This is a genomic window from Sorangium sp. So ce145, assembly GCF_051525985.1.
Taxonomy (GTDB): Bacteria; Myxococcota_A; Polyangia; order Polyangiales; family Polyangiaceae; genus Sorangium; species Sorangium cellulosum_B.
The window spans coordinates 1,376,667-1,389,950 of record NZ_CP150315.1; the positions used below are offsets into that span (position 1 = coordinate 1,376,667).

Here is a 13,284-nt window from a genome sequence, read left to right on the forward strand (position 1 = left end):
CCACCTGTCCGTGCCGTCAATCGACCGGATAGCCCCGCCACATCCAGCGCAGCGTGTCGGGGAGCGTCTGCCTGATCACTCTCCCGTCGCAGTGGCCGGCGCCCTTCGCGTAGACGAAGCGGTAATGATACCCCTTCTCCTTGAGGACCGCCGCCACGCGCTGGTTCGCCATCACCCAGTTGTGGTGGCTGGCTTCATCCCTGGTGCTGCCGAGGTCGTTCTCGCCGACCTGCAGGAAGACGCGCAACGGCTTGGGCGGGCTCTCCCGGATGAGCCCCTCCGTGTACTCCCAGGCGCCGTCAGGATACTCGGCCTCGGTGGGCGCGATGGGGTTCTGCTGGTCGACGAACGTGCCGGCGTAGGTGACGATCTTGCGGTAGGTGTCGTGGCCGAACCAACCCATGGTCAGCGCCGCCGCCCCGCCCGAGCTGCATCCGTACGAGGCGCGGCCGTCCGGGTTGCTCGTGAACTTCAGGTTGGGGTACGCGGCGTGGACGGCCTGGTCGTTCTTGACCGCCTCCAGGAGCTCCGTATCTACGAACCTCTGATAGGCGTCCGACATGGTATCGTATTCGAGCCCCCGCTCGCTGCCGTACGAGTCGCCCCCTCCGCTCGCGGCAAAGATGGCGATGACGCTCGGGAAGCGGTTGTTCGGGTCCGCGACGAAGTTGTTGATCGTGTTGATGATCTCGTTCCTGTCGCGCGCGTCCTGGACGACCATGAACGGCGCCTCCGTGCCGTCGACGTACGTCGCGGGGATAGCGACCTCCACGCGGCGGTTGAAATCCCCCTTGGCGTTGTCGTTCAACGTCGGATCGTGGCCGGTGAAGATCTCGCTCTCCCGGGACGACAGGGAAAACGTGAACGTCCGCCCCTGGGGAACGCCGTCGATCCTCTTGATCTCCGGGGCGTCCCGGTAGTCAGGCCCGATCTCGAAATCGCCGTCGCCTTCGGTGCCGACCGGATCGACCGTCCCGCCCTGTCCTCCCCCGCCGCTCGGGTTCGGGTCGTCCGTGCCGCCCGCGCCCGAGGTGCTGCCGCCGCTGCTGCTACTCGAAGAACTGCTGCTGCTGCTGCTCGAAGCGCTGCTGCCGCTGCTGCTCGAAGCGCTGCTGCTTCCTTGTCCTCCGCTGCCGCCCGAGCCGCCGGCGGCGTCGTTGTCGGACCCGCAGGCAGCGATTGAAAGCGCGACAAGGAGCGAGATACTGCATGGGATCGAGCGGGTCATGGATCCTCCTGGGATTGGATTGCGTTGCTCGCCATACGCGTGTGCGGCACGGACGTCGGGCCGGGGCGCTCGCGCGCTGGTCGGCGGACGTGCAGCCGAGGTGACGTTCGCGTGAGCGCGCAGGCGCCGCGAGGCCGCGCGGGTGACCGTCGACGAGCTACTCGGTGGTGAACCGGAAGACGGCCGTCTGCGCGTAGCGCTGGCCGGGCTTGAGGATGACCTCGTTCTTCCAGGCCGGGACGTTGATCGAGTTCGGGAACTTCTGCGGCTCGAGGCACAGGCCGCTGTACTGGCCGTAGACCGCGCCGCCCTTGCCCTTGATCGACCCGTCGAGGTAGTTGCCGGTATAGAACTGGATCCCCGGCTGATCGGCCTCGATCGTCAGCACCCGACCGGTCTTCGGATCCTTGACCCGAGCCGCCTCGCGGAGCTTGTGCGGGTCGCCGCTGACGATCATGTTGTGGTCGTATCCGACCGGCTTGCCGCCCACGGCTTCCAGGTCCCTGCCGATCGGCTTGGCGGCGGTGAAATCGAGCGGCGTCCCCTTCACCGGCTTGATCTGGCCCGAGGGGACGCCGGTGGCGTCCGGCGGGGTGTAGCTGTCGGCGTGCAGCGTCAGCTCCTGGTCGGCGACGGAGCCCGAGCCGTGCCCTCCCAGGTTCCAGTAGCCGTGGTGGGCCATGTTGACGATCGTGGTCTTGTCGGTCGTGGCCGACATCTCGACCCTGAGCTCATTTTTGTTGGTGAGCGTGTAGGTCGTGGTCGCGTTGACCGTGCCGGGGTATCCTTCTTCCCCGTCTTTCGACACGTACGTGAGCTTGATGGACGGGCCGTCCGGCGTCTCGGTCGCTTCGGCGTCCCAGACGACCTTGTCCCAGCCTTTCTTGCCGCCGTGCAGCGTGTGGGCCCCGTTGTTCGCGGCGAGCTTGTAGGTCTTGCCATCGAGCTGGAACTGCGCGTTCTTGATGCGATTGGCCACGCGGCCGACCGTCGCCCCGAAGTAGGGGCTGCTCTTCAGGTAGCCGTCGAGGTTGTCGTGGCCGAGGACGATGTCGTCCATCTTCCCTGTCTTGTCGGGGACGTGGAGCTCGGTCACCGTCGCGCCGTAGGTCATCACCTTCGCGACCAGGCCGTTCGCGTTCGTGAGCGTGTAGAGGATCACCTCTTTGCCATCGGCGTTGCCGAAGGGCGCCTTGGAGATAGAAGCGGGCTTTGCGTTCACGGCTTCACCACCAGGTGGCTCGGATCTGGCGGCCGGGGCCGCTGGCGCGGCGTCCGTCGCGGGGGCCGCAGGCGGCGCAGGCGGCGCTGCAGCAGGGGGCGTGTCGACGGCCTGCGCGCCGCCGCACGCGCCGGTGAGGCACGCCGTCATCGTCAATCCGAACCACGATCTCGTCCTACCCATCACCATGCTGTTCCCTCCGCCACGATTGTCTCACCTGGATCGGCTCCACCTGAGCGAGCCCAGCGCGGGCGAACCCCCGCGATCTCGCCACCGCTCGCGTCCACGACGCCCGAGCGGAGTCGGTGCAGAGATCGATCCCGATACAGATACAAAGGACCAAGAGTCCGGTGCGCACGACGGCTACCCGGGACAAAGCGGAACGGCGCCTGAGACGAAATTGTGAGCGTTCACATTGCTCGTGTCAACTCAAATGAACCGGCGCGAGGCAAGGCTCGGTCCCGAAATTGGGATCCACATCGAACAATACCGTGACCCTGCGCCCGCCCGGTTCGCCGGGGCCCGCCCGGGTTTACTGGACCTGGATCGTGAACTCGTCCGCGAGGCGGCCGTTCACGTCCTTGAAGTACGCCGTCGCGCGCTTCGGATCCCCGCCGACGTGGAAGCGGATGAACAGGGCGCCATAGGCGGCGGTGCCCGACATGACCACGTTGTTCTTCTTCCACTTGTTGCTGGCGTAGTAGGAGGCCCACCACGTGTCGTCGTCGTGGCTGGCCGCGTCGTAGTCGCGGATGCCGACGCCGGCGAGGCCGGAGACGAACACGAAGTTGCGGCTCGGGCCGAGCTCCACGAGGTCGTAGGCGCCGGTCTTGCCGTGGCCGGTCGCGGCGTTGCCGACGTCGGTCAAGGTCAGCGTGCGCGAGTAGGAGTGCTCGTGGCCGGTGGAGACGATGGCGCCGGCGTTCATGCACTCCTGGTACGCGCTCCAGCCGACCTCGTTGCCCTTGGTGCCGACCTGCATGTCGTTCTGGTTCTTGTGCCAGTTGCAGATGGACCAGATCGAGTTGTCGGCGGCGAGCGAGTCGCGGATGAAGTCCACCTGGTCGGCCGCGTTGGCGGCGCAGGTCGACCGGAGCTCGCTCGTCCCGACGCAGGACTGGATGATGTGCAGCCCGCGGAAGTTGCACGTCGACTTGACGCCGAGCTCGCCGGTGCAGTTCATCGACGGCACGGCCGCGTGGCGAGCCTGGATCTTGCTGGCGTAGCCGCTCGTGCCGCCCCAGGCCGCGGCGTCGTGGTTGCCGATGACCGCGAAGTAAGGATAGTTCGCGCCGAGGATGCTGTTGATCCGGTTGTCCCACGCGGTCGGGTTGTTCGCATAGTCGAAGTCGCCGTTGTGGATGGTGGCCGCGGCGCCCTCGTTCTTGATCAGGTTGAGCACCGCGTCCGAGTTGCCGTTCGCGCCCTGGTCGCCGATGAAGGCGATCAGGAGATCCGGGTCGGTCGGCGTGCCCGCGCCGCCGCCGGGCGCGCCATACGTGATCGTGAGCTTGGGCCGCTGCGCCACCGTGGCATGCTCCGAGGACGCGAAGTCGATGCCATCGGTGTTCGACGCGCTCGCGATGAGGATGCCGTTGTTGGAGGTCCCGTCGACCCACGCCTGGACGAGCGCCACGCCGGCCGCGTTCAGCGTGATCGTCCTGGCGCCGGCGCTGCCGGTGACGCTGCCCACGAGGCTTCCGCGATCGGTCGAGCCCATCGCGCCCGCGGTGGCCCACGCCGTCGTGGACGTCGCGTTGTTCCAGGTGACCTGCGACTCGTTCCACGAGCGCTTCACCTCGTAGACGCTGTACGTGTTCGCGGAGCCGTCCGTCACCTGGAGGGTGATCGACGCCGACTGGACGATGCTCCCCGCGGGGATGCCGGAGAGGGTCCATTTCAGCAGGCAAGATTTGTCCACGCCCGAGCCGTCGTCGCCGTCGGCCTCGCACGTGGTGGCTCCGCCGTAGTTCGTGGTGGCGGCGGCCTGCCGGAGGGTCGCGTCGGTCGAGCCGGCGTACGACGAGCTCGGGAGCGACCCCTGCTGGAAGGAGACAGTGGTCAGCGTCTGCCGCGTCTCCAGCACCTCCTCGATGTACTCGTCATTGGCGCCGCAGGCATGGATGACCGCGAGCGCCGGCAGGGCGGCGCAGAGGGCGCCCTTCGAACGTCTCGACCAGCTCGTCTCTCGGTGTTCGTGTGTGCCAGCGTCCTCTCGCGTGCGCGAATTCTGCATGAGTCTGTCTACCCTTTCTCCTGATCTCGAACGTAGGTGTGAGCGAGGCACGGGCAGGTTAGTGGAGGCGATATTCCTTTGGTTGATACAATTCCATGGAGATCGTGTTCAGTTTTGGTACACTCGACCGAGCGTTTGCCTGGTGCTGCGCCTCGCGCGCTCAGCAGATCTCGCCGCTCGCGATGGCAGCTCAGTAGAGATCGCCGGCGCACCGGAGGGCGAAATTGCCGGATGCGTCCTGCGTGCAGATCGGTGCGGTGGTGCACTCCCTCTTGTCGCTGCTGCCAGCCGGCTCGACCACCTCGATCAGGCAGGCGCAGGAGGGCTCCGGCGCGCAGGCGACGGCGACCGCTTTGCAGGAGCTCTGCGGCGGAAGCCGGAACAGCTCGTCGTGTTGATCCTCGATGGTCTGGCAGTACTCGCCGTCCGATCGGCAGAAGTAGCTTCCGCAGGCGAACGTCCCCGGCGGCGCTGCGCCCGCGCACTCCTCGCCGTTGCCGACGCTCACGCCGGCCCGCGCGGCCTCACAGGCGTTGGCGTAGGGGCGCCCGTCGCAGGCGCAGATCTCGCGCGGCGTGGCGGTGTCGCACGACGTGGGCCGCTCCTGGCAGATACCGTAATTCCCCGGGACGACGCCGCCCTCTCCGCAGTCGCCTGGCGGGTAGTTGCAGTACTGATCCGCGGCACAGAACACGCCGCCGCAGGGCCCTCGGGCCGCGCCCGTTCCGTCGTCGCCGCCATCCCCGCACGCCGCGACCAGCGCCACGAGCGCGGCGAGCGCGCCGAATGTCCCGAGCCCCACGCTCGTCGTCGCGCTGGTGCCCCGTTGCACCGCGCGATGCTTCACGGCACGTCGCATCTCTATGCACGGTGGAAGATCCATGCCGCTCCCTCCTCTCACGTGGCCATCGGGCGATCCTGGATGGCCCGCGTCGTTCGGCGGGCGGGAACGTAAAGGAGCTGGACGGGCCAGTGTGCAACAAGTCTGTGTCGGCGAGGGCGCGGCGCTGCGATCGGAGCTCCGGAATGCTGGGCCGATCGGCGGCCTTGCCCCCACCGCGGACCAGGGAGGCCTCCACGGGAGCGTCAGGGCGAAGACACCCGCAATGCCGTACGACGGGCGCAGCACGACCGAGCTCACCCGGCGTGCGGATCGCCATGTCGCGCTCGACGAACACGCGGGGGTGCAGGGTGCACGCCGTCATGCGCGCGTTCACGCTCGGTTGCCCTCTCCTCGTCGCGACTTCATCTTGGACGGCCAATCGCGCCTTGATGAGCGAAGCTGTGTCGCCTGCGGCGTGCAGCCCGGACAGGTACAGAGGCATCCACGAATGCCTTGATCTCGGCGTCGATGGCACGGTTCGGCAGGAGCGCGGCGCTTGACGCGCGATGCAGCGCCGTGGCACGGCTGTTCGCCGGGGAGGCTACGATGGCGCCAGTTCCACGTTGGTCGCTCCGGGCGTTGATCCCGCTCTGGATGTTTCTGGCTTGCGTGCTCGCGTCGGGCGGGTGCCAGTGCGCCTTCGGCGAGCCGCTTCCGGAGCCGCATGGCCTCGTCGCCTGCCGGACGCAGCGCGCGCATGGCCCTGCCACGTCCCGTCCCGCGCCGGAGGTCGAGACCGCCGCCGCCGGCACCATCCCCGGAGCGTTTTCCATCACGAGCACCGGTGAGGCCGTGTACACCATGGATCTGGCCTCTCCGCCCTCGCGTGCGGGCATGGGTCCTCGGATCCAGCTCGTCTATCGCAGCGACGGCGGCGACGGCGTGCTCGGCAACGGCTTCTCCATCACCGGGCTGTCCGCGATCACGCGATGTCCGAAGAGCCTCGCGCAAGACGGGGAGATCCGCGGCGTGCGCTACGACGGCGACGACGCGCTCTGCCTCGACGGCCAGCGCCTCGTCCCCGTGGGAGAGGGGCCGGGAACCATCGAGTACCGGACGTTCCCGGATACCTTCATCAAGGTGGTCGGGCATTACCCTCCGGAACGCGGCGCGCCTGCCGAGGCGCTCTTCTTCGAGGCCCATCTGCCCTCCGGCCGCGTCGTCGAGTACGGGCGCGCCGAGGGCAGCAAGCCGCTCGCGCGAGGCGGCGTCCCGCGCGCGTGGCTCGCGAACGAGGCCCGTGACGGTCGCGGCAACGCCATGTCGTACGCGTACTGCCTCGCCGAGGCCGAGGACGGTCATGTCGCCGAGTACGCGATCGACGAGATCCGCTACACGAGCTGCGAGGGCGCGCCGTCGCTCGAGGCTTCCCGGGCGGTGCGCTTCGTGTACGGGACCAAGGACTCGGCCGCGGTTCGTACGGGCTACTCGGGCGGCATGGCGCTCCAGCGCTCGCTTCGCCTGGAGGAGATCCAGATGCTCGGTCCGGGCGACGCGCTGGTCCGGAGCTACGGTTTCCACTACGAGCTGAGCCCGACGACGAGCCGGACGCTCCTCACCCAGGTCGAGGAGTGCGCGAGCGACGGGGTTTGCAAGCCTCCGACACGGTTTCAGTACAGCCGCGGAAAGCCCGGATTCGAGCGGCTCACGACGGACATCGACGTGCCGGTCTCCGAGAAGGCGAGCCCGATGGTGTTCGACATCGACGCCGACGGCCTCGACGATCTCGTGATTCCGGACATCGTCGCGGGGTCCAGCACGCCGTCGCATCCGATCACCGCGTGGCAGGTGGCGCGCAACCTCGGGCCCAGCGCCTCGCCGTCCTTTCTCGCGGCGCCCGAGCGCGCCTTCCTCCAGGATTGGCTGTTCGTCGCCGATCCGGATGGACCGTCCGATCCGGCCCTTCTTCAGCCCGAGCTCGGGACGGTGCTCGATTACAACGACGATGGGCGGATGGACGTCTTTCTCCACGACGTCTTCGACGCCAAGACCACATGGCAGGTGCTCCTGTCCCAGCCGGACCGGACCTTCGCGCTCCATGACACGGGCATTCGCCGGCCATTTCCGCTCGGGGTCACGTCCGCGCCGCCGAGCCTGAGACGCCCCGGCGCCTCGGTGCACCTCGCCGATCTGGACGGCGACTCGGTGCCGGATCTGATCCAGTGCCAGGACCACGCCGAGGAGCTCGTACCGAACCCGCTCTCCGCCGTGTGGACCGTCCACCTCTGGAGGCCCGCGCGCGGCGCGACGCCCGCGGGGTTCGACCCCACGGGCGAGTCGATCGAGCTGCTCACCGGCTATCCCTGCGCAATCGAGCTCCATACGCTCGACGTCGACGCCGACAGCACGATCGATCTCATCGTGCCTTCCCTGAAGTTGTGGAATGACAGGACGGCCCTCATCGGAGAAAGCTACGAGGCGATCATGCGCCGGGGCGAGGGACGCTGGGAGCTCATCGACACCAAGCTCCCTGTCGTGTGGGGCGTGGGCCGCGTCGTCTTTCTCGACGTCAACGGCGACGGCCTGCCCGATGCCGTCGAATCCGGCCTCGGTGGCGGCCAGCTCACCACCTACCTCAACACGGGGCGGACGTTCGTGATGTCGCCGTTCCGGACCGTCGATGCCATCAGCTTCGGCGATGTGCTCGGGGTCCCGGACCAGGACGCGCTTTTCCGCCTCGCCGTGCCGCTCGACTTCAACGGCGATGGACGGCAGGATCTGCTCATGCCCGTCCCACCAGGCATGCTGCTGGGCGGCTCCGATGTCCTCCCCTCCTGGGCCGTCCTGCAAGCGACGGGCGACCTGGCGGGGCCGCCGTTCAAGCTCGTCGACGCAGGGGTTCCTTTCGAGGCCAGCCTCGGTGACGCGATCACGCTCGCCGATCCGCGCGGGCCGCGCACCGGCGATCTCAACGGGGACGGGGCCCAGGACGTGATCCTGTCGCTCGGTCGCGTGTTCAACGTCTTCCAGAACCTCTCGGCCGACCAGGATCTCCTGGTCGCGGTCTCTGACGGGATGAACGCGTACGAGCCGGCCGAGCCGGGCTTCGTGCCCAACGTGAGCATCTCGTACGGCCACCTGACCGATGCGCCGTTCACGAACGGAGGCGCGGAGGATCCGGACCGGAGGAGCGCGCTCTACGTCGCGCGTTCGGGCGCGGCGGACGACTGCGGCTATCCGCGGCGCTGCGTCGTGGGCCCTCGCCGGGTGGTCAGCGCGTACGCGCTCAACAACGGCGCGGATCGAGCAAGGCGCTTCGAGGTCGGCTACCGAGATGGGCGTTATCATCGGCTGGGTCGCGGATTCCTCGGGTTCGGCGAGCGGATCGTCACCGATCTGGATACCGGTGCCGTGACGATCGACGTCTACGACCACGTCACCTTCGACGATGAGCTCCAGGTCTTTCCCTTCGCGGGGAGCGTCCAGCGGACGTGGCACGGCGCTCCGGGGCTCGCGAGCCAGCCGAGGCCGGAGCAGATCGAGCTCTCGTTCCGCGACGTGACGCGGACGCTCGTGCCGACCAACGACGGCGCCACATACTTCACGCTGCCCACCGAGCGCCGGGTGAGGCGAGCTCAAGGGGTCTATCCGCCCCCGAGCGGGGACGCGACATCGATCGATGTGTACGTGCGGGAGATCGAGCGCGGAGGCGACGGCGCGACGCTGCTGCGCGACTCGGTATCGAAGGTGACGGACTTCGACACGTTCGGCAACGTGCGCGCCGAGGAGGTCTCGACGGAGGGCGTCGACCTGACGCTCGAGGTCACGCGGTCGTTCAAGAACGACACCGAGCGCTGGGTCCTCGGCCAGCTGGAGACGCAGAAGGAGTGCAGCGCGGCGGCGGGGATGTCGCAGTGCCGGACCCTCACGCGAACGACAACGATCTACGGGGAGGTGGAGACCGAGTCCACCGAGAGCGACGACGGCCTGCCGGACACGAAGCTGAAGCTCACCTACGCGCGCGACGACTTCGGGAACATCACCGGCGTCACGGCGGAGGACGCCTTCGAGCACAAGCGGACATCCAGCACGGACTTCGACGAGCAGGGCATGTTCCCCGAGAAGCACGTGAACGCGGCAGGGCACGCCACGCTCGTGGAGTTCGACGACGCGCTCGGCGTGCTCCTCAAGCGGGTCGATCCGAATCAGCTCGTGACGACATGGGCGCACGACGGCTTCGGGCGGCTCGGCGTCGAGAGGCGCCCGGACGGCACGACGACGGCCGTCTCCCTCGCTCGCAGCAAGGAGGGTGGCCCGGAGCAGGATGCGTGGCGGGTGAGGCAGCAGAGCATCACGACCGGTGGGGCCGACGATACGGTGGAGTTCGACAGCCTCGGCCGCCCGATCCGATGGCTGGGATACGGGCCCGAACCGCAGCCGTCGGACGGCTCGGGCGACGCGACGCGCATCATGCAGGAGATCGGGTACGACGCGCTGGGCGAGCACATCGCACGGCGCTCGGTGCCGGTCAGGGAGGACACGCCCGAGAGCGCGATCCTGTACGATCGCTACGAGTACGATGCGGCGGGCCGCGAGGTGCGCCATACGACGCCGTGGAACGCGGTCACGACGACGGCGTACGATGGCCTGCAGGTGCGCGTCACCGACCCGCTCGATCATGTGACGGTGACCGAGCAGGACCCGCTGGGGCGCATCAAGACCATCACCGACGCCGCCGACGGGATCACCCGTTACGCGTACGGTCCCTTCGGATTGCTGCACACGGTCACCGATCCGGGCGAGGCGGTGACGCGCACGACGCGCGACGCTTTCGGCCGCGTCCGGCAGCTCGACGATCCCGATCGGGGCACGACGGTCTCGATCCATGACGGCTTCGGCGAGCTGATTTCGTCGACCGATGCGCTCGAGCGAAAGGTCGCGTGGGCGTACGACGCGCTCGGTCGACCCCGCTCACGCGTGGACCAGGACGGCACGGAGAGACTGACGACCACGTGGACCTGGGACACCGCGGCGCATGGCGTCGGGAAGCTGCACTCGCTTGCGAGCCCGGATGGAGAGAAGACGTACGGGTACACGGGACGTGGCCAGCTCGACACGATCGCGCTCCGCCTCGACGGCGAGCGCTCTCCCCTGGAGGCCAGGCTCGGCTATGACGACCTCGGTCGCGTCGAGACGGTCACGTACCCGGCGCCTGCCGGCGCGGCGCCGTTCGTCGTGGCCCAGGACCGCGACGCGCACGGCCATGTGCTCGCCGTGCGCGACAGCGGAACGAACCTCGCCTACTGGCGCTTGACGGACGTGGACGACGCGGGGCGCTTCCGGGAGGAGGTGTTCGGCAACGGCGCCGTCACGGAGCGGACCTACTTCGCGGACAAGCAGCGCCTGAGGCACATGGCGACGCAGAGCGGCGCGGGGGAGGTGCAAGACCTGGACTATGGGTTCGACGATCTCCTGAATCTCACGGGCCGCACGGACGCGCTCCAGCCAGAGAACACGACGGAGCGCTTCCGGTACGATTCGCTCCATCGGCTGACGTGCGCGTACTTCGGTGATATCGAGAGCGCGACGGCGCCCTGCGCGCTCCGCTACGACTACCACCCGAACGGTAATCTCACCTTCAAGTCGGACGTCGGTGACCTCTCGTATGACGACCCGCTGCACCCGCATGCGATCACCGGCGCGGGTACGGACACCTTCGCGCATGACGCTGTCGGCAATCAGACGGCGCGGCCCGGCGGCACGACGGTGCGCTATACGCCGTTCGACCTGCCGGAGCGCATCACGCAGGGCGCGAGCACCATCACGTTCGGCTACGACGGCGACCAGCAGCGGATCCGCAAGACCACGCTGGAAAAGGAGACGCTCTACTTCGGCGATCTGTACGAGCGGGTCACCGAGGCGGCGTCAGGCGCTGTGGAGCACCGGTACCACGTCCACTCGCCGGAGCGCGTGGTGGCGATCGTGACCCGGGGCGGCTCGGCCGGCGGCACGCGCTACGTGCATGTCGATCACCTCGGCTCGATCGATGTGCTCACCGACGAGGACGGCGCTGTGATCGAACGGCGGAGCTACGACCCGTTCGGGCAGCGCAGGAACCCCGTGTGGGGCGAGCGCCCGCCGGCGTCGTTCCCGAGCGAGACGACGCAGGGGTTCACCGGGCACGAGAGCGACGACGAACTCGGGCTCGTGAACATGAAGGGCAGGATCTACGATCCAAGGATCGGGCGGTTCTTGACGACGGACCCGATCGTTTCGATTCCGTCCTCCGGGCAGAGCTGGAATCCATACAGCTACGTGCGCAACAGCCCGCTCAATCACGTGGACCCGAGCGGATTCCAGGAAGAACCGGTGGAGGCGCCGATCCTGCCGGTCTACTCGGTGGTGCGCCCGGAACACTACGCCGTGGAGATCTTCTACTCGCCGCCGAAAGCAAACGAGCCTGAAGAAGGGCCGCGCGAGGCCGTGGAGGTCGGCGCCACGACGGCGCCTATCGACGTGGGCACGACCGGAAGCTCGTCCGGGTACGTGCCGCAGCCGGTGACCGTCTCGCCGGAGCACTCGGGCGCCGGCGGCCCAGGCACCGTCGTCGGCCAGACCTTGCTGGGCGCCGCGGAGGGGACGCGCGACCTCGGAGCAGGGATCGGGCGGATGCTCGTGTTGAACGCGCTGACCCTCGGGATGTACAGCGGCTACGAGTTCGCCAGCGCGATGTGGGACGGCTACGACGAAGACGGCCTCGCCGGCGCGCTCAACGCCGTCAACCCGCTCTACCACATCGGCCGCGGCGCGGCGGACACGGCCCTCGCCATCGATCGGGATGACTATCGGACAGCGGGCGCGGCGGGGACCAAGGCGATGGTCCTCGCCGCGGCCACCGTCTTCGGGATGGGAAGGGGGCTGGGGGCGGCGGAGGAGGCGGCAGCGGCGGGAGCCGCAAGGGCGGGTACCTACGGAGGTTTAAGGGCTGCCGGTGTCAAGGACGCACATCATGTGATTCAGGACGCCGCCGTCCGTGAATTGCCTGGATACAGCCGCACCACAGCGCCGGCCGTTGAGCTTTCTGGACCATCGACGCGTGCCGGGTCTCCGCATTACGCCGCAACTCAGGCTCAGCGTCAGCCTGGGGGCGGCACCTACGGCGCAGAACGCCGTATCGGATACAAAGCGCTTCGACGCGCAGGAATGTTGCCGAACGAAGCGCGCGCACTCATCGAACAAGCGGACGTGTACTTTCAGTCGATTGGCGTCACCCCAACGACGCCAACAAGGATCCCCGGAAGTCGTTAGTAAATATCATGATGCCATGGACAAAGAACTAAGAATTGAGATCGCTCGATTGGTTGCCGACCTCTGTGCTGGGCGCTACGCTGAGTTAGAGGCAGACGGACGCGCTGGCAGGCTGTCCGCCGAGGAGCTGCGGACGGCTGTGGAGCAGTACGGAAAAACATTGCTCCTTCTACCCGATGAGTCATGGGCTTTGGTGGATGAGTATCCTCAAGTCGACGCTCAAAACGCGGTGGCCGTAGATGTGCCGCTTTGGACGAAGGAAGAGGGCCGTAGCGACCTCACACTGTCGCTTGCCGCGACCAAAGAAGCGGACAGGTGGGTTCTGCACGTCGATGACCTTCATGTGCTGTAACGTTCAGCCCCTGGTCGAGGACGGACCTCTATACGTTCGACGACGTACGTGCCGAGAAGGTCTCGATCCGGGAGAGGAACGTGATGACCGGACTCTCACGATTCCTATGTGCATG

At 67.8% G+C, this 13,284-nt stretch carries 6 protein-coding genes; 2 read left to right on the forward strand and 4 right to left on the reverse strand.

What is annotated here, in order from left to right:
- Nucleotides 1–16: 16 nt before the first annotated feature.
- The 4 genes from WMF34_RS05090 to WMF34_RS05105 all read right to left on the reverse strand — a co-directional run bounded on the left by WMF34_RS05090 (nt 17) and on the right by WMF34_RS05105 (nt 5,518).
- Entirely contained in the window at nt 17–1,228 is a 1,212-nt protein-coding gene (locus tag WMF34_RS05090) for an alpha/beta hydrolase (RefSeq protein WP_437992581.1), read from the reverse strand.
- Nucleotides 1,229–1,385: 157 nt separating this feature from the next.
- Entirely contained in the window at nt 1,386–2,600 is a 1,215-nt protein-coding gene (locus tag WMF34_RS05095; protein WP_437992582.1) for an aldose epimerase family protein, read from the reverse strand.
- A 382-nt stretch (nt 2,601–2,982) separates the two neighbouring features.
- Entirely contained in the window at nt 2,983–4,686 is a 1,704-nt protein-coding gene (locus tag WMF34_RS05100) for a DNRLRE domain-containing protein (protein WP_012233603.1), read from the reverse strand.
- Nucleotides 4,687–4,876: 190 nt separating this feature from the next.
- On the reverse strand, nt 4,877–5,518 hold the full coding sequence (locus tag WMF34_RS05105; protein WP_437992583.1) for a hypothetical protein: 642 nt from the start codon (nt 5,516–5,518) through the stop codon (nt 4,877–4,879).
- 597 nt (nt 5,519–6,115) lie between these two features.
- On the opposite strand from WMF34_RS05105, the gene WMF34_RS05110 reads away from it, so the two are divergent.
- Together WMF34_RS05110 and WMF34_RS05115 are read left to right on the forward strand one after the other, a co-directional pair.
- Entirely contained in the window at nt 6,116–12,817 is a 6,702-nt protein-coding gene (locus WMF34_RS05110; protein ID WP_437994612.1) for an RHS repeat-associated core domain-containing protein, read from the forward strand.
- A gap of 16 nt (nt 12,818–12,833) precedes the next feature.
- Entirely contained in the window at nt 12,834–13,169 is a 336-nt protein-coding gene (locus WMF34_RS05115) for a DUF7668 domain-containing protein (protein ID WP_437992584.1), read from the forward strand.
- Nucleotides 13,170–13,284 lie beyond the last annotated feature (115 nt).

Coding starts and splice junctions, on each gene's coding strand:
- WMF34_RS05090 (WP_437992581.1), bottom strand. CDS start 1,228: ATGACCCGCTCGATCCCATGCAGTATCTCGCTCCTTGTCGCGCTTTCA.
- WMF34_RS05095 (WP_437992582.1), bottom strand. CDS start 2,600: ATGACGGCGTGCCTCACCGGCGCGTGCGGCGGCGCGCAGGCCGTCGAC.
- WMF34_RS05100 (WP_012233603.1), bottom strand. CDS start 4,686: ATGCAGAATTCGCGCACGCGAGAGGACGCTGGCACACACGAACACCGA.
- WMF34_RS05110 (WP_437994612.1), top strand. CDS start 6,116: ATGGCGCCAGTTCCACGTTGGTCGCTCCGGGCGTTGATCCCGCTCTGG.
- WMF34_RS05115 (WP_437992584.1), top strand. CDS start 12,834: ATGGACAAAGAACTAAGAATTGAGATCGCTCGATTGGTTGCCGACCTC.